We start from the raw sequence: 15,493 nt of genomic DNA on the forward strand, positions 1-15,493 counted from the left end.
CTCGGCCAGGTGCTCGGAATGCATCGAGAAGCCGGTGCTGAACATCTCCGGCAGGACGATCAGGTCGGCGCCGCGCGCCTGCTCCAGCCGCGCCTCGAAATGCGCGCGGTTGGCCTCCGGGTCGTGCCAGGCCAGGGTGGTCTGGATCAGGGCCAGTTCGAGGTGTTCCTGCTTGCTCATGCGATGCTCCTTTTGCGTGGGACGCGGATGCTTCTGGCGCATCGATCCAGGATTGGAGTGAATGCACGGTGCGCATGGCGCACCCTACGAACGGCTCAGATCGCGCAGAGCCGCCGTGCGGCCTCGCGCAGGGTTTCCTCGCGCTTGGCGAAGCAGAAGCGCACCAGGCGCAGGTCGCTGGGAGCGGACTGGTAGAACACCGAGATCGGGATCGCCGCGACGCCGTGCTCGCGGGTCAGCCATTCGGCCATCTGCACGTCGTCGAGGTCCGGGCGGATCACCGAATAGTCGACCAACTGGAAATAGGTGCCAGCCGCCGGGGTGAAGACGAAACGCGAGTCGGCTAGCAGGTGGCAGAACAGGTCGCGCTTGGCCTGGTAGAAGGCCGGCAACTCGCTGACGTGCTCCGGGTGTTCGGCCATGAAATCCGCCAGGGCGTACTGCAACGGGGTCACGCCGCAGAAGCTGACGTACTGGTGGACCTTGCGCAGCTCGGCGCTGAGCGCCGGCGGCGCCACCACGTAGCCGGTCTTCCAGCCGGTGACGTGGTAGGTCTTGCCGAAGGAGCTGACCACGAAGGCGCGCGCGTACAGCTCGTCGTGGGACAGCACGCTGGCGTGGGCGACGCCGTCGAACACCAGGTGCTCGTAGACCTCGTCGCTGAGCAGGTAGAGGTCACGGCCGCGGATCAGCTCGGCGAGGCGGTCGAGGTCGGCCCGGCCGATCAGCGAACCACTGGGATTGTGCGGCGTGTTCAGCACGATCAGCCGGGTACGCGCGTTCAGCGCGCGCTCCAGCGCCGCCCAGTCGAGGGTGAATTCGGGCGCTTGCAGTTGCAGGTGCACGCAACGGCCGCCGGCCAGCTCCACGGAAGGCTCGTAGCTGTCGTAGCAGGGGTCGAAGACGATCACCTCATCGCCCGGACGCACCAGGGTCTGGATCGCGCAGAAGATCGCCTGGGTCGCGCCGGGAGTGATGGTCACCTCGCTGTCGGCATCGACCGCGCGGCCGTAGAGTGCGCCGATCTTCGCCGCGACCTGCTCGCGCAACGCCGGTAACCCGGTCATCGGCGCGTACTGGTTGTGGCCGCTGGCGATATGCCGGCCGACCGCCTCGCGCAGCGCCTCGGGGCCGTCGTAGTCAGGAAAGCCCTGGGACAGGTTGATCGCCCCGGTCTGCGCGGCGAGCTGCGACATGCGGGTGAAGATGGTGGTGCCGACGTGGGGCAGTTTGCTGACGATCATGGTGGCTATCTGGGCGGGACGCCTGGCTGGGTCGCGGGGACCGGGCAGGCAAGAATAGCCGATGCCGGCGGGCGGATTCGAGGCCGTCATCGATAGCTGCCCGCGAAGGCGTAGACTCTTTGCCAATCGCCCGCACTGTCCTATCCTGCGCGCCCCACGCCGGCGGAGAGCCCAGCATGACCCGCATGATTCCCACGCCATCGCCCTGGAACGAGATTCGCGCGCAGGCCGAACACGCCAGCGCCCGCGAGCCGGCCCTGTCCGCCATCCTGCAGCACGCGCTGCTCGCCCACGAAAGCTTCGGCACGGCGCTGGCGCACCGCGTCGCCCAGGGCCTGGCATCGGGAACCCATCAGGAAGCCGCGCTGGCGGAGCGTTTCGCCCTGCTCCACCGCGAGGAGCCGGCGCTCGCCGAAGCCGCCTGGCAGGACCTGCAGGCCACCGTCAGCCGCGACCCGGCGTTCGAGTCGATGCTCGAGGTGTTCCTCTTCTCCAAGGGGTTTCTCGCCCTGCAGGCGTACCGCATCGCGCACCGGCTGCACCTCGACGGCAACCGCCTGCTGTCGATGTTCATCCAGTCGCGCAGCAACGAACGCCTGGCCATCGACATCAACCCGGCCAGCCGCATCGGCCGGGGGATCATGTTCGATCACGGCAGCGGCATCGTCATCGGCGAAACCGCGGTGGTCGGGGACAACGTCTCGATCCTGCAGGGCGTGACCCTCGGCGGCACCGGCAAGGAATGCGGCGATCGGCACCCCAAGGTGCGCTGCGGCGTGATGATCGGCGCCGGGGCTAAGATCCTCGGCAACATCGAGATCGGCGAAGGCGCCAAGGTCGGCGCCGGCAGCGTGGTGCTGGCCGACGTGGCGGCGCACACCACGGTGGTCGGCAACCCGGCGCGCCGGGTAGGCACGCCGCGCCACGAGCAGCCGGCGCTGGACATGGATCAGTCGTTCGATCAGGACAGCTGAAGGCGCCAGGACGGCGCCTCGTTCGGGCGGGAGCGGCAACGGCAGACTTCCGCCTGCCGGAGGATCAGCGCTTCTTGTCGCGACGCTTCTTCTCGGCCTTCTTGTGGTGGCTCATCAGCCGGCGCTTCTTGTTCACCTGGCGATCGGTGAGGGTGTTCTTGTTGCCCTCGTAGGGGTTTTCGCCGCCCTTGTACTCGATGCGGATCGGCGTGCCGACCAGCTTGAGCACGCGCCGGAAGGTGTTCTCCAGATAGCGCGTGTAGGACTTCGGCACCGCCTCGACCTGGTTGCCGTGGATCACGATCAGCGGCGGGTTGGCGCCACCCAGGTGGGCATAGCGCAGCTTGATGCGGCGACCGCTGACCATCGGCGGCTGGTGCTCCTGCACTGCGTCCTCGAGGATCTGCGTCAGCCGATTGGTCGGCCAGCGGGTGATCGCCGACAGGAACGAGGCCTGCACCGACTTGTACAGGTTGCCCACGCCGGTGCCGTGCAGCGCCGAGATGAAGTGGATGTCGGCGTAGTCGACGAAGAACAGCCGGCGCTCCAGCTCGGTCTTCACGTAGTCGCGCTCGCTGGGCTGCATGCCGTCCCACTTGTTCAGCGCGATGACCAGGGCGCGGCCGGATTCGATGGCGAAGCCGAGCAGGTTGAGGTCGTGGTCGACCACACCTTCGCGGGCGTCCATGACGAAGATCACCACGTTGGCGTCCTTGATCGCCTGCAGCGTCTTCACCACCGAGAACTTCTCGACTTCCTCGTGGATCTTGCCGCGCTTGCGCACGCCAGCGGTGTCGATCAGCGTGTACTTCTCGTCGTTGCGCTCGAACGGGATGTAGATGCTGTCGCGGGTGGTGCCGGGCTGGTCGTAGACCACCACGCGGTCTTCGCCGAGCATGCGGTTGACCAGCGTCGACTTGCCGACGTTGGGCCGGCCGATGATGGCGATCTTGATGCCGTCCTTTTCGCTCGGGCCGGGAATGCGCTTGGCTTCCTCGCCTTCGGCGACTTCTTCGTCGAGGGGATTCTCCTCCTCGTCGCGGGCGAACTCGCCGAGCGCCACTTCGAGCATCTGGCTGATGCCGCGACCGTGCGCGCCGGCGATCGGCAGCGCCTGGCCGAGGCCCATCGGGGCGAATTCGGCGCGGGCGATGTCCGGGTCGATGTTGTCGACCTTGTTCACCACCAGGTAACTGCGCTTGTTGCGCTTGCGCAGGTGCTCGCCAATCATCTGGTCGCCCGCGGTCAGCCCGGCACGGGCGTCGACCAGGAACAGCACGACATCGGCTTCCTCGATGGCCAGCAGCGACTGCTCCGCCATCTTCTCGTCGATGCCCTCCTCGTCGCCGGAAATGCCGCCGGTGTCGACCAGGATGTAGCTGCGCCCTTCCCACTTGGCTTCGCCGTACTGACGATCGCGGGTCAGGCCCGACAGGTCACCGACGATCGCGTCGCGGGTGCGGGTCAGGCGGTTGAACAGGGTCGACTTGCCCACGTTGGGGCGGCCCACCAGGGCGATTACCGGAACCATTGGCTCCTCCAGCGTTGAATCTACGAAAACACGTCGGCCGCTGCGGGGGCAGCGGCCGACGAAAAGTTAAGCACAGCGACCGGCAAACGCCGGTCCGCCGCAGGTCAGCGGATTTTCATCGCGACCAGTTTGCCGCTGTTGCCGAAGGCATACAGCGTGTCGCCGACGACCAGCGGGCGGACGCGCAGGCCGTCGCTGTCGATGCGCTCGCGAGCGACGAAGCGCCCATCGACCTGGCTGAGCAGGTGCAGGTAGCCCTCGATGTCGCCGACCGCGACATAGCTGGAGAACACCGCCGGCGCCGACAGCTCGCGACGGGCCAGGGAGTCGTTGCTCCACAGCGCCGAGGTCGAGCGCTCGTCGATGCCTTCGACGGTGCCGCTGGCCTGGCTCACGTAGACGCTGCCGAAACCTTCGGCGACGCCGACGTAGCTGGAGGCATCGCGCTGCCAGAGCACCCGGCCGGTTTGCAGGTCGAGACCGGCCAGGCGACCCTGGTAGGTGACGACGTACAGCGTGGTGCCCGAGAGCAGCAGGCCGCCGTCGATGTCGACCACGCGATCCAGCTCGGAACGGCCCTGCGGCACGGCTACGCGCTGTTCCCAGACCGGCAGGCCGCGCTGGGTGTCGACGGCGATGACCTTGCCGGTGGACAGCCCGGCGATGGCCAGGTTGTTGGTCACGACCGGCGCGCCAGTGCCACGCAGGGTCAGCACGGCCGGAGAGTTTTCGTAGATCCAGCGCTGCGTACCGGTACTGGCCTCGAGCCCGATCAGGCGGTCGTCCTGGGTCTGAACCACGACGATGTCACCGTTGGTGGCGGGCGCCGAAAGCACCTCGCTGGTGACACGCGCACGCCACTTCTCTTCGCCACTGGCGGCGTCGAGGGCGATCACTTCACCTTTCAGGGTGCCGAGCAGGACCATTCCCGAGCCGACGCCGACGCCGCCGGATACCGGCGCTTCGAGGTCCTTCTTCCAGAGCACCTTGCCGGTTTCGCGGTCCAGCGCCATGACATCGCCGTCCGCGCCGGCAGCGAAGATGCTGTCGCCGTCAACGGCTGGAGCCAGCAGGTTGTAGAGGTCGCCCTGACCGTCGCCGACGGAGCGGCTCCACTGTTCGTCGAGCTTCACCTCCGCGTCGAACTTGACCAGTTCGGCGGGCGGCAATTCCTTCTTGCTGTTGCTGCTGCAACCCACGGCCAGCACGGCCAGGGTCAGCACTGCGGCATATTTCCAGTGCGTCACGTCACGCATCCCCTTTCGCCAGGTCGTCGAGTTTCATTTGCAGGCTACCCACGGCAGCCTCGTCGGAGAGCGCCGCCTTGGCCTTCTCGTAAGCGCCGTGCGCTTCGTCGGTACGGCCCAGCTTCGCCAGCAGATCACCCTTGATTTCTTCGCGGCTGGCGACGAACGCCTTGTCGGCGTCGCCGTCGAGCAGCTTGAGTGCCTCTTCGGCCTTGTCCTGGGCCGCGAGCACGCGCGCCAGACGCTGACGCGCCAGCTCGCCGAGCACCGCGTCGGCCGGCTTGTCGACGATCGGCTGCAGCTCGGCGACGGCGTCGTCCAGCTTGCCCGACTCGACCGCCACCTTGGCCACGAAGAAGCTGCCGTACTGCGCATAATGCGTGCCGGGGAAATCCTTCTTCAGCGCACCAGCCAACTCGGCGACGCGCGCCGCATCCGGCTGGCCGGTGCTCATCAGCACGCTTTCCAGCAGTTGCTGATACACGACCGAGGCGCCCTGCTCCTTGTTGGTTTCGTGCTTCTTCCAGGCCTGCCAGCCAAACACCAGCACCAGCGCCAGCAGGATGCCGGTCAACAGCGGCTTGCCGTTGCGCTGCCACCAGTCGCGCATCAGCGCCAGGTTTTCGTCTTCGGTACGCGAGGTCACGCCATTACTCCTTGATCACGCCTGTTAGAGGCAGCTTGCCAGGTGCTCGGCGAGAGCATCCCAGGCGATGGTCCGTTGTTCACCGTTGCCCTGCTCCTTGAGCGAGTCGCGCAGCGGTTTGACGCCGACCACCTGCTGCGCCAGCTCGTCCTCACCGAGGATCAGGGCATACAGCGCGGCACTCTTGTCGGCCTTCTTCAGTTGACTCTTGAAACTTCCGGCACCAGCGTTGACCTGCAGGCGCAGGTCCGGCAACTGGTCACGCAGACGCTCCGACAGCGCCAGCGCGGCCACTTCGGCCGCCTCGCCGAAGGCGCACAGATAGACGTCGACCTGGCGCGCCAGCGATTCGGGCACCTTGCCGAGGGTTTCCAGCAGCAGCACCAGGCGCTCGATGCCCATGGCGAAACCCACGCCCGGCGTCGGCTTGCCACCCATCTGCTCGACCAGCCCATCATAGCGGCCGCCGGCACACACCGTGCCCTGGGAACCGAGCTGGTCGGTGACCCACTCGAACACCGTCTTGCTGTAGTAGTCGAGGCCACGCACCAGCTTGGGATTGATCACGTAGGGAATGCCGGCGGCATCCAGACGCGTCTTCAGGCCATCGAAGTGGGTCTGCGATTCGTCGTCCAGGTAATCCGCCAGTTTCGGCGCGTCGACCAGCAGCGCCTGGGTATTGGCGTCCTTGCTGTCGAGAATCCGCAGCGGGTTGCTCGCCAGGCGACGGCGGCTGTCCTCGTCGAGCTGGCTTTCACGCGCGGACAGGTAGTCGACCAGCGCCTCGCGGTAACGCGCGCGCGCCTCGGGCGTGCCCAGGCTGTTGAGTTCGAGGGTCACCGCGTCACGGATGCCAAGCAGTTTCCACAGGCGCCAGGTCAGCACGATCAACTCGGCGTCGACGTCCGGCCCTTCGAGGTTGAACACTTCCAGGCCGATCTGGTGGAACTGCCGGTAACGGCCCTTTTGCGGACGCTCGTGGCGGAACATCGGGCCGGCGTACCAGAGTTTCTGCGGTTGCCCGCCGCCGGTCAGGCCATGTTCCAGCACGGCGCGCACGCAGGCAGCGGTGCCTTCGGGACGCAGCGTCAGCGAATCGCCGTTGCGGTCCTCGAAGGTGTACATCTCCTTCTCGACGATGTCGGTGACTTCGCCGATGGAGCGCTTGAACAATTCGGTGAACTCGACGATGGGCATGCGAATCTGCCGATAGCCATAGCCGTCGAGCAGGCGGGCCACGCTGTCCTCGAAGTAGCGCCAGAGCGGGGTCTGCTCGGGGAGGATGTCGTTCATGCCACGAATGGCCTGGAGCGTCTTACTCACAAAGAATCCTTAAAAAAGTCAGCCGCGGGCGATCAGTGCCGCGTCGGCTTCGGCCTTTTCGGCCGCTTTCTGGCGGATCAGCCGTTCCAGCTCATCCACCAGATTTTCGTTGGTCAGTTTCTGCGCCGGCTTGCCGTCGATGTAGATCAGGTTGTTCGGCGTGCCGCCGGTGAGGCCGATATGCGCCTCCTTGGCCTCGCCGGGCCCGTTGACCACGCAACCGATCACGGCGACGTCCATCGGCACCAGCAGGTCTTCCACACGGGTTTCCAGCTCGTTCATGGTCTTCACCACATCGAAGTTCTGCCGCGAGCAACTCGGGCAGGCGATGAAGTTGATGCCACGCGAACGCAGGCGCAGGGACTTGAGGATATCGAAGCCGACCTTAATCTCCTCGACCGGGTCGGCGGCCAGCGAGATGCGGATGGTATCGCCAATCCCGTCGGCAAGCAGCATGCCCAGGCCGACGGCGGATTTCACCGTGCCCGAACGCAGGCCGCCGGCCTCGGTGATGCCCAGGTGCAGCGGCTGCTCGATCTGTTTGGCGAGCAGGCGATAGGCCTCGACCGCCATGAACACGTCGGAGGCCTTCACGCTGACCTTGAAGTCCGGGAAGTTCAGCCGATCCAGGTGCTCGACATGGCGCAGCGCCGACTCGACCAGCGCTTGCGGGGTCGGCTCGCCGTACTTCTTCTGCAGGTCCTTTTCCAGCGAACCGGCGTTGACCCCGATGCGGATCGGGATGCCCTTGTCGCGCGCCGCCTCGACCACCGCGCGCACGCGGTCTTCGCGGCCGATGTTGCCGGGGTTGATGCGCAGGCAATCCACACCGAGTTCGGCGACGCGCAGGGCGATCTGGTAATCGAAGTGGATATCCGCCACCAGCGGCAGGTTGACCTGCTGCTTGATCCTGCCGAAGGCTTCGGCGGCGTCCATGTCCGGCACCGAAACACGCACGATGTCGGCACCGGCCTGCTCGAGACGGCTGATCTGCGCGACCGTGGCCGCGACATCGCAGGTGTCAGTGTTGGTCATGCTCTGCACGGAGATCGGCGCATCGCCGCCCACCGGCACGGAGCCGACCCAAATCTTGCGGGACAGCCGGCGTTTGATCGGGGATTCGCTGTGCATGGGGTCTTATTGTCCCAACTTCAGGCGGGCGGTTTCACCGCGGGTAAAGGACGTCATGTCGACGGGCTGGCCGTTGTAGCTGACCTGAGCGCCGCGGGCGTAACCGAGACGAAGCTCGAGCGGTGCCTTGCCGGTCACCTGCAGGCTGTCGCCCTTGCGCTTGAGCATGCTCACCAGCACCTTGCCGGAGGCATCGGTGACCTGAGTCCAGCAGTCCGCGACGAACTGGATCGCGACCACGCCCTCACCCGCCGCCGGAGCGACAGGCACTTCGGAAGCTGCCGCTTGCGCCGGAGCCTGGGTCGCGGTCGGAGCGGCCGGCAGCGGCAGCGGAGCAGAGGCAGGCGCACTGGCCGACGCAGCGGGTTGGCCAACGCCGGCCGTAGCATTCGGCGCCGTAGCCGCCGCTTCGTCGTTGCCGCTGGCGACCTCGGGCGAAACCGGCAGGCTCAGCTCATCGGGCTCGCGCGCCTCGACGACGGCCTGGTCCTCGGGCTCGTCCAGCGGATGGATCTGGGTGGTGCCGTCGGCACTCTCGACTTCCACGTGTTCGATCGGCGTACCGGCCTGCTCGCGCGCGACCTGGTCGCTCTGCCCCTGCCACCAGAAGAATCCGGCCAGGCCGAGGGCCACCAGCAAGGCGAAGCTGACGAAGCGCAGGATGTTCTGCGACAGCCGCATCGGCTCTTCGATGCGTCCGAGCGCATGCACGCTGCTGCCGCTGGCGTCGGTACCGGTGTAATGGTCGAACGCGCTGACCATCTGCGCCTGGTCCATGCCCAGCAGCTTGGCGTAGGCGCGGATGTAGCCGCGGGCGAAAGTGTGCCCGGGCAGCTTGTCGAACGAACCGGCTTCGATCTGGCCCAGCGAGGTGGGCGTCAGGTTCAACTGGCTGGCCGCCTCTTCCAGCGTCCAGCCCTTTTCTTCGCGCGCCGCACGCAATGTCTCGCCCGGGTTGGTACGAGTCGCCGCGACAGCTTCGGTTTGCGACGTTTTCATCACTGCTCCGATAGATATTGCTTGTATTCCGGCGAGCCGGGATACAGCCGTTTCAGTTGCAGGCCATAGCTGGCCGCGGTGTCCCGATCCTCGAAGACCCGCGCCAGGCGAATGCCGAGCAGCAGGGTACGGGCGTTCTGCGGGGCCAGGCTACTAAAACGCTGGTAGTAGGCACGTGCGGGAACGTATTCCTTGTCCTCGTAGGACATCTGCGCCAGCTCGAACAGTGCCCTCGGCTGCTGGTTGTTCAGCCGCAGGGCACGTTCGAAATGCTGCTTGGCGAGGTCACGCTGGTTCATCGCCAGGGCGGTCATGCCGAGGTTCTCGAACACCCGCGAGCGTTCGGAATACAGGGTATCGGTGGAGGCCTGCTCGAAACGCTGGTAGGCCTGCTTGTAATCCTTCTGCTCGAAAAGGAAGCCGCCGTAGTTGTTGAGGATGCGCGGGTCGTTACCGCGCTCGGCCAACGCCTTGCGGTAGTGCTCGTCGGCGAGCTTCGGTTCCATCTGCGCCTGGAACACGAGCGCCAGCGCCGTATGCGCATCGGCGTTGCTCGGGTCGATCTCCAGTGCGCTTTTCAGCGGCGACTTGGCGCGCTCGGTGTCGCCCTGCTGCAGATAGCCGATGCCCAGCTGGATGTAGGCATCGCGGGCCTGATCCCGGCCCTTGGAGGTTTTCATCGGGTCGACATGGCCGGTGGACACGCACCCTGTCAACCAGCCGATAACGCATACGAGCAGCGCAACGCGCAGTGTCATGGTGTCTCCCTTCAAGTCCGATTCGCGGCGCTGCGCGGCGTCTCTGTCTCGGCACTCAGCTCGCGCACGGCAATGTAGCGCTCGCTGCGGCGGGTCCGATCGAGCACCTGGCCCACCAACTGGCCGCAGGCCGCGTCGATGTCCTCGCCGCGCGTGGTGCGCACGGTAACATTGTGGCCGGCCTTGTGGAGAAGATCCTGAAACCGCCGTATCGCATTGTTGCTCGGCCGCTCGTAGCCGGAATGGGGAAACGGGTTGAAGGGAATCAGGTTGACCTTGCACGGCACGTCGGCGAGCAGAGCGATCATCTCGGCGGCGTGCTCGGGCTGATCGTTGACGTCCTTGAGCAGCGTGTACTCGATGGTCAGGAAACGCTTCTCGCCGAGCCCGCCGATGTAGCGTTTGCAGGCGTCCAGCACCACCGCCAGCGGGTACTTGCGGTTGATCGGCACCAGCTTGTTGCGCAGCGCGTCGTTGGGCGCGTGCAACGACAGTGCCAGCGACACGTCGATCACCTGGCCGAGCTTGTCGATCATCGGCGCCACGCCGGAGGTCGACAGCGTCACCTTGCGCTTGGAGATGCCGTAGCCGAGGTCGTCCATCATGATGGTCATGGCGGCGACCACGTTGTCGAAGTTCAGCAGCGGCTCGCCCATGCCCATCATCACCACGTTGGTGATGGCGCGATCGATCTTCGCCGGCACGGTGCCGAACGACTTGTTGGCGATCCAGACCTGGCCGATGACTTCGGCCGCGGTCAGATCGCTGTTGAATCCTTGTTTGCCGGTGGAGCAGAAACTGCAATCCAGCGCGCAGCCGGCCTGCGACGACACGCACAAGGTGCCGCGCCCGCCCTGCGGGATGTACACGGTCTCGACGCAACTGCCGGACGCCACGCGCACCACCCATTTGCGGGTGCCGTCGGTGGAGATGTCCTGGCTGACGATTTCCGGACCGCGAACCTCGGCGCAACCCTTGAGCTTGTCGCGCAGGGCCTTGCCAAGGTTGCTCATGGCGTCGAAATCATCGACGCCAAAGTGGTGAATCCATTTCATCACCTGGCCGGCACGAAAACGCTTTTCCCCGATCCGTTCGAAGAACTGCTCCATTTCCGGCTGGGTCAGACCCAGCAGGTTGGTCTTGCCGGTGGCTTCGGTCATGGTTTCACCCTCGCGCCCTTCGCCTCAGCGAATGCGAGCGCAGACCTCGGTGGAGGCGAAGAAGTAGGCGATTTCGCGAGCGGCCGAGGCTTCGGAGTCGGAACCGTGAACGGCGTTCTCGTCGATCGACACGGCGAAATCGGCGCGAATGGTGCCAGCGTCGGCTTTCTTCGGATCGGTAGCGCCCATCAGCTCGCGGTTCTTCAGGATGGCGCCTTCGCCTTCCAGAACCTGCAGAACCACCGGACCGGAGGTCATGAAGGCAACCAGGTCCTTGAAGAAGCCGCGCTCGCTGTGCTCGGCGTAGAAACCGCCCGCTTCACGCTCGGACAGCTGGACCATCTTCGAGGCAACGACGCGCAGGCCGGCCTTCTCGAAGCGGGTGACGATCTCGCCGATTACGTTCTTGGCGACGGCATCGGGTTTGATGATGGAAAAAGTACGTTCGACAGCCATGAAAAACTCCATGAAACAAGGATTAAGCAAAAATTAAACCCGCGAATTATACGCGGGTTCCGGTCAAATGCGTAGAAGCTGCGGTGCGCGCACGTCGGAGCCGAAGGCGGCGCTCCGCAGCGCTGCCGCCGCGCTCACTCGGCCTCTTCGATCCACGCCGCCTGGATCGCCTCGAGAACCTTCTCGCCGCCCCGCTGCGGGTCGTCGTCGAACTCCGGCAACGCCACTACCCAACTGCGCAGGTTGACGAAATTGACGAAGCGCGGATCGACATCCGCCCTGCTCTCGGCCAACTGGATGGCGATTTCCTGAACATCGACCCATTTGAGACCCATGGCGCCCTCAGTGTCTTTCCGAAACCTGGTTGATGGTGTAGCGCGGAATCTCGACCGTCAGGTCCTTCTCGCCGACCACGGCCTGGCACGAGAGGCGCGATTCCGGCTCCAGACCCCAGGCCTTGTCGAGCATGTCGTCCTCCAGCTCGTCGGAGGCCTCCAGCGAGGCGAAGCCCTCCCGGACGACCACGTGGCAGGTGGTGCAGGCGCAGGACATTTCGCAGGCGTGCTCGATCTCGATACCGTTACGCATCGCCGCGGCAATGATGGTTTCGCCAGGCTGAGCCTCGATCACCGCGCCCTCGGGGCATTGTTCGGCGTGCGGCAGAAAAACAATTTGCGGCATCTTATTCCTCGATTTCGTTCAGTCGACGCCCCGCCAGCGCCGCCTTGACCGTGGAGTCGAGGCGGCGAGCGGCGAAGGCGTCGGTAATGTTGCTCAGGCGCTTGGTCTGCTGCTCGATGGCCAGGCCATCGGTGCCGTCGAGCAGACGGCGCAACTCGTCCATCTGCGACTCGATGGCCAGGCGCTCCTCGTCATCGAGCAGGCGCTCCCCATCGGCATCCAGCGCGCCCTGTACGGCTTCCAGCAGACGCTGGGCATCGACCTGCTGCTCGCGCAGCTCGCGCGCGGCCTTGTCGTCGCCGGCGTTGCGGAAGGAATCCTGCAGCATCCGGGCGATCTCGCCATCGGTGAGACCGTAGGACGGCTTGACCTGGATGCTCGACTCGACCCCGCTGGACAGCTCGCGCGCCGAAACGCCGAGCAGCCCGTCGGCATCCACCTGGAAGGTCACGCGAATCTTCGCCGCGCCGGCGACCATTGGCGGAATCCCGCGCAGCTCGAAGCGCGCCAGGGAGCGGCAATCCTTGATCAGCTCACGCTCGCCCTGCAGCACATGGACCATCATCGCCGACTGGCCGTCCTTGTAGGTGGTGAAGTCCTGCGCACGCGCCACCGGGATCGTGGTGTTGCGTGGAATGACCTTCTCCATCAGACCGCCCATGGTTTCCAGGCCGAGCGACAGCGGAATCACGTCGAGCAGCAACAGCTCCTCGCCATCGCGCTTGTTGCCCGCCAGGGTGTCGGCCTGAATCGCCGCACCGATGGCGACCACCTGGTCCGGGTCGATATCGGTCAGCGGTTCGCGACCGAACAGCTCGCCGACCACTTCGCGCACGCGCGGTACGCGGGTCGAACCACCGACCATCACCACCGCCTCGACTTCCTCGTGCTCGATGCCGGCATCGCGCAGCGCGCGGCGGCAGGCCTTGAGGCTGCGCGCCAGCAGCGGCTCGATCAATTGCTCGAACTGAGCACGCGTCAGCGTGCCCTTCCAGTCGCCCTGGACCACCTCGACCGATTGCGCCGAACTCAGCGCCTCCTTGGCGGCGCAGGCGTTCTGCAGCAGGCTGCGCTGGGTGGACGGATCGAGATCGGCGGAAAGCCCGGCATTGTCGATGATCCAGCTGGCGATGGCGTGATCGAAATCGTCGCCACCCAGAGCGCTGTCGCCGCCGGTGGCCAGCACCTCGAAGACCCCGCGCGACAGGCGCAGGATGGAAATGTCGAAGGTGCCGCCGCCCAGGTCGTAGATCGCCACCAGACCCTCGGCCTGCTGGTCCAGTCCGTAGGCGACCGCGGCGGCGGTGGGCTCGTTGAGCAGGCGCAGCACGTTGAGGCCGGCGAGCCGCGCGGCATCCTTGGTGGCCTGGCGCTGGGCGTCGTCGAAGTAGGCCGGCACCGTGATCACCGCGCCGACCAGTTCGCCACCGAGGGTCTGCTCGGCACGCTTGCGCAGCACGCCGAGGATGTCGGCGGACACCTCTACCGGGCTCTTCGGCCCCTGCACGGTGTCGATGAAGGGCATGTGCGACTCGCCCTCGACGAAGCGGTAGGGCAACTGGTCGCCCAGTTGCTTGACGTCGGCGACGCCGCGCCCCATCAGCCGCTTGATCGAAAGAATGCTGTTCAGCGGATCGCTGGAAGCGGCATTGCGTGCCGCCTCGCCCACGTCCACGCGATCGGCGTGATAGCGCACGGCGGACGGCAGGATGACGCGGCCCTGCTCATCGGGGAGCGGTTCGGAGAGGCCGCTGCGCACGGCGGCGACCAGGGAATTGGTGGTGCCCAGGTCAATACCCACCGCCAGGCGACGCTGGTGCGGCTGAGGGGTTTGCCCGGGTTCAGCGATCTGCAGTAAAGCCATGGTTGCCTGCGTTTCGGACGCACCGCGTCGGCGATGCGTGGGTTAATCGTCGAGGCGCTCTTCGAGCTGGCGCACTTCCTGGGAAAGCTTGTCGAGAAACTGCATGCGCCGCACCAGCCGCTCGGACTCCTCGCGCTGCGCGGGGTCCTCCCAGCTGGCCGCGAAGCTTTCCTCGAGCGCCTCCTGGGCCGCTTTCAGGCGCCGCTTGAAGACCGCGACGCCGGCCAGATCGGCCTCGTCCTGCAGTTCCTCGAGCTCCTCGCGCCACTGCATCTGCTGCAGCAGGAACTGCGGGTCCTGCACGGTGACTTCCAGGGGCAGTTCCTGGCCACGAATCGCCAGAAGGTAGCGGGCGCGCTGGGGCGCGTTCTTCAGCGTCCGGTAGGCCTCATTGAGCCCCGCCGCACGCTCGAGCGCAATGCGCTGCTCGCTGGCGGGCGCATCGGCGAAACGATCCGGATGGGTGGCACGAGCCAGCTCCCGATAACGCACCGCCAGCTGCTCGAGGTCGATGCGAAAACCGGGCTGCAGGTCGAACAGCGCGAAATGACAGGGAGTGCCCACGATAGCCTCAGGTATTGAAGCTCTCGCCGCAGCCACATTCGCCGCGCACGTTGGGGTTATTGAACTTGAAGCCTTCGTTGAGCCCTTCACGGACGAAGTCCAGCTCCGTGCCATCGAGGTAGACCAGGCTCTTGGGATCGACGATCACGCGTACGCCATTGGTCTCGAAGACCTGATCATCGCTGCTGAACTCGTCGACGAACTCCAGCACGTAGGCCAGCCCCGAGCATCCGGTGGTGCGAACGCCCAGACGGATGCCCTCGCCCTTGCCGCGCCCTTCGAGGGAGCGACGAACGTGGCGAACCGCCGCTTCAGTCATGCTGATGGCCATTGGCGCCTCCTCAGATCAGGCCTTTCTTGTGCTTGTAGTCACGCACAGCCGCCTTGATAGCGTCCTCCGCCAGAACCGAGCAGTGGATCTTCACCGGCGGCAGCGCCAACTCTTCGGCGATGGTGGTGTTCTTGATCAGTTCGGCTTCGTCCAGCGTCTTGCCCTTCATCCACTCGGTGGCGAGGGAGCTGGAGGCGATCGCCGAACCGCAACCGTAGGTCTTGAACTTGGCGTCTTCGATCACGCCCTGCTCGTTCACCTTGATCTGCAGACGCATGACGTCGCCGCAGGCCGGCGCACCGACCATGCCGGTGCCTACGTCCGGGTCCTCGGCGTTGAGCTTGCCGACGTTGCGCGGATTCTCGTAATGGTCGATGACCTTTTCACTGTAAGCCATGATGCAA

At 65.7% G+C, this 15,493-nt stretch carries 18 protein-coding genes; 1 reads left to right on the top strand and 17 read right to left on the bottom strand.

What is annotated here, in order from left to right; translation table 11 throughout:
- A partial coding sequence (locus B3E91_RS05350; protein WP_349681592.1) for a nitrilase-related carbon-nitrogen hydrolase occupies positions 1-180 on the bottom strand: 180 nt, incomplete at its 3' end.
- A gap of 95 nt (positions 181-275) precedes the next feature.
- Positions 276-1,424 carry a pyridoxal phosphate-dependent aminotransferase gene (locus tag B3E91_RS05355; RefSeq protein WP_287028625.1) on the bottom strand — a complete coding sequence of 383 codons (1,149 nt, stop codon included), beginning with the start codon at positions 1,422-1,424 and terminating at the stop codon, positions 276-278.
- Between the two features lie 185 nt (positions 1,425-1,609).
- On the opposite strand from B3E91_RS05355, the gene cysE reads away from it, so the two are divergent.
- On the top strand, positions 1,610-2,398 hold the full coding sequence (gene cysE, locus B3E91_RS05360; RefSeq protein ID WP_414708198.1) for a serine O-acetyltransferase: 789 nt from the start codon (positions 1,610-1,612) through the stop codon (positions 2,396-2,398).
- A gap of 64 nt (positions 2,399-2,462) precedes the next feature.
- On the opposite strand, the gene der is transcribed toward cysE, so the two are convergent.
- The 15 genes from der to iscU all read right to left on the bottom strand — a co-directional run bounded on the left by der (position 2,463) and on the right by iscU (position 15,486).
- Positions 2,463-3,929, bottom strand: coding sequence for a ribosome biogenesis GTPase Der (der, locus tag B3E91_RS05365; protein ID WP_287028626.1), 1,467 nt, complete (start codon positions 3,927-3,929; stop codon positions 2,463-2,465).
- Between the two features lie 104 nt (positions 3,930-4,033).
- Positions 4,034-5,176 carry an outer membrane protein assembly factor BamB gene (bamB, locus tag B3E91_RS05370; protein ID WP_287028627.1) on the bottom strand — a complete coding sequence of 381 codons (1,143 nt, stop codon included), beginning with the start codon at positions 5,174-5,176 and terminating at the stop codon, positions 4,034-4,036.
- Position 5,177: 1 nt separating this feature from the next.
- Entirely contained in the window at positions 5,178-5,786 is a 609-nt protein-coding gene (locus tag B3E91_RS05375) for a tetratricopeptide repeat protein (RefSeq protein WP_090227454.1), read from the bottom strand.
- Between the two features lie 60 nt (positions 5,787-5,846).
- Complete coding sequence (gene hisS / locus B3E91_RS05380) at positions 5,847-7,145, bottom strand: histidine--tRNA ligase (protein ID WP_090227129.1); 1,299 nt, start codon at positions 7,143-7,145, stop codon at positions 5,847-5,849.
- Between the two features lie 18 nt (positions 7,146-7,163).
- Entirely contained in the window at positions 7,164-8,276 is a 1,113-nt protein-coding gene (ispG, locus tag B3E91_RS05385; protein ID WP_273232174.1) for a flavodoxin-dependent (E)-4-hydroxy-3-methylbut-2-enyl-diphosphate synthase, read from the bottom strand.
- Positions 8,277-8,282: 6 nt separating this feature from the next.
- Positions 8,283-9,275, bottom strand: coding sequence for a RodZ domain-containing protein (locus B3E91_RS05390; RefSeq protein WP_287028628.1), 993 nt, complete (start codon positions 9,273-9,275; stop codon positions 8,283-8,285).
- Complete coding sequence (gene pilW / locus B3E91_RS05395; RefSeq protein WP_090227123.1) at positions 9,275-10,033, bottom strand: type IV pilus biogenesis/stability protein PilW; 759 nt, start codon at positions 10,031-10,033, stop codon at positions 9,275-9,277. The genes B3E91_RS05390 and pilW overlap by 1 nt, the downstream gene beginning before the upstream one ends.
- Positions 10,034-10,044: 11 nt before the next feature.
- The gene (gene rlmN / locus B3E91_RS05400; RefSeq protein WP_090227120.1) at positions 10,045-11,193 is read right to left on the bottom strand and encodes a 23S rRNA (adenine(2503)-C(2))-methyltransferase RlmN; all 1,149 of its coding nucleotides are present in this window, start codon (positions 11,191-11,193) and stop codon (positions 10,045-10,047) included.
- A gap of 24 nt (positions 11,194-11,217) precedes the next feature.
- The gene (gene ndk / locus B3E91_RS05405; protein ID WP_090227117.1) at positions 11,218-11,649 is read right to left on the bottom strand and encodes a nucleoside-diphosphate kinase; all 432 of its coding nucleotides are present in this window, start codon (positions 11,647-11,649) and stop codon (positions 11,218-11,220) included.
- Positions 11,650-11,783: 134 nt separating this feature from the next.
- Positions 11,784-11,984, bottom strand: coding sequence for a Fe-S cluster assembly protein IscX (gene iscX / locus B3E91_RS05410; RefSeq protein ID WP_090227114.1), 201 nt, complete (start codon positions 11,982-11,984; stop codon positions 11,784-11,786).
- A 7-nt stretch (positions 11,985-11,991) separates the two neighbouring features.
- Positions 11,992-12,330 (bottom strand): ISC system 2Fe-2S type ferredoxin, encoded by a 339-nt coding sequence (gene fdx, locus B3E91_RS05415; protein WP_090227112.1) that lies wholly within the window; start codon positions 12,328-12,330, stop codon positions 11,992-11,994.
- Position 12,331: 1 nt separating this feature from the next.
- A complete protein-coding gene (gene hscA, locus B3E91_RS05420; protein ID WP_287028629.1) occupies positions 12,332-14,194 on the bottom strand; it encodes a Fe-S protein assembly chaperone HscA in 1,863 nt (620 codons plus the stop codon).
- A gap of 42 nt (positions 14,195-14,236) precedes the next feature.
- Positions 14,237-14,758 (bottom strand): co-chaperone HscB, encoded by a 522-nt coding sequence (gene hscB / locus B3E91_RS05425; RefSeq protein WP_273232160.1) that lies wholly within the window; start codon positions 14,756-14,758, stop codon positions 14,237-14,239.
- Between the two features lie 7 nt (positions 14,759-14,765).
- Positions 14,766-15,089: an iron-sulfur cluster assembly protein IscA gene (gene iscA, locus B3E91_RS05430; protein WP_090227104.1), complete on the bottom strand. Its 324-nt coding sequence runs from the start codon at positions 15,087-15,089 to the stop codon at positions 14,766-14,768.
- Between the two features lie 10 nt (positions 15,090-15,099).
- Entirely contained in the window at positions 15,100-15,486 is a 387-nt protein-coding gene (gene iscU / locus B3E91_RS05435; protein WP_090227102.1) for a Fe-S cluster assembly scaffold IscU, read from the bottom strand.
- Positions 15,487-15,493 lie beyond the last annotated feature (7 nt).

This window comes from Pseudomonas sp. UBA6310, from assembly GCF_002438225.1.
Classification (GTDB): Bacteria; Pseudomonadota; Gammaproteobacteria; order Pseudomonadales; family Pseudomonadaceae; genus Pseudomonas_O; species Pseudomonas_O kuykendallii.

Bases quoted from the DNA above. Each gene is read 5' to 3' on its own strand.
- B3E91_RS05355 (WP_287028625.1), bottom strand. From the start codon at position 1,424: ATGATCGTCAGCAAACTGCCCCACGTCGGCACCACCATCTTCACCCGC.
- cysE (WP_414708198.1), top strand. From the start codon at position 1,610: ATGATTCCCACGCCATCGCCCTGGAACGAGATTCGCGCGCAGGCCGAA.
- der (WP_287028626.1), bottom strand. From the start codon at position 3,929: ATGGTTCCGGTAATCGCCCTGGTGGGCCGCCCCAACGTGGGCAAGTCG.
- B3E91_RS05375 (WP_090227454.1), bottom strand. From the start codon at position 5,786: ATGCGCGACTGGTGGCAGCGCAACGGCAAGCCGCTGTTGACCGGCATC.
- ispG (WP_273232174.1), bottom strand. From the start codon at position 8,276: ATGCACAGCGAATCCCCGATCAAACGCCGGCTGTCCCGCAAGATTTGG.
- B3E91_RS05390 (WP_287028628.1), bottom strand. From the start codon at position 9,275: ATGAAAACGTCGCAAACCGAAGCTGTCGCGGCGACTCGTACCAACCCG.
- pilW (WP_090227123.1), bottom strand. From the start codon at position 10,033: ATGACACTGCGCGTTGCGCTGCTCGTATGCGTTATCGGCTGGTTGACA.
- rlmN (WP_090227120.1), bottom strand. From the start codon at position 11,193: ATGACCGAAGCCACCGGCAAGACCAACCTGCTGGGTCTGACCCAGCCG.
- ndk (WP_090227117.1), bottom strand. From the start codon at position 11,649: ATGGCTGTCGAACGTACTTTTTCCATCATCAAACCCGATGCCGTCGCC.
- iscX (WP_090227114.1), bottom strand. From the start codon at position 11,984: ATGGGTCTCAAATGGGTCGATGTTCAGGAAATCGCCATCCAGTTGGCC.
- fdx (WP_090227112.1), bottom strand. From the start codon at position 12,330: ATGCCGCAAATTGTTTTTCTGCCGCACGCCGAACAATGCCCCGAGGGC.
- hscA (WP_287028629.1), bottom strand. From the start codon at position 14,194: ATGGCTTTACTGCAGATCGCTGAACCCGGGCAAACCCCTCAGCCGCAC.
- iscA (WP_090227104.1), bottom strand. From the start codon at position 15,089: ATGGCCATCAGCATGACTGAAGCGGCGGTTCGCCACGTTCGTCGCTCC.
- iscU (WP_090227102.1), bottom strand. From the start codon at position 15,486: ATGGCTTACAGTGAAAAGGTCATCGACCATTACGAGAATCCGCGCAAC.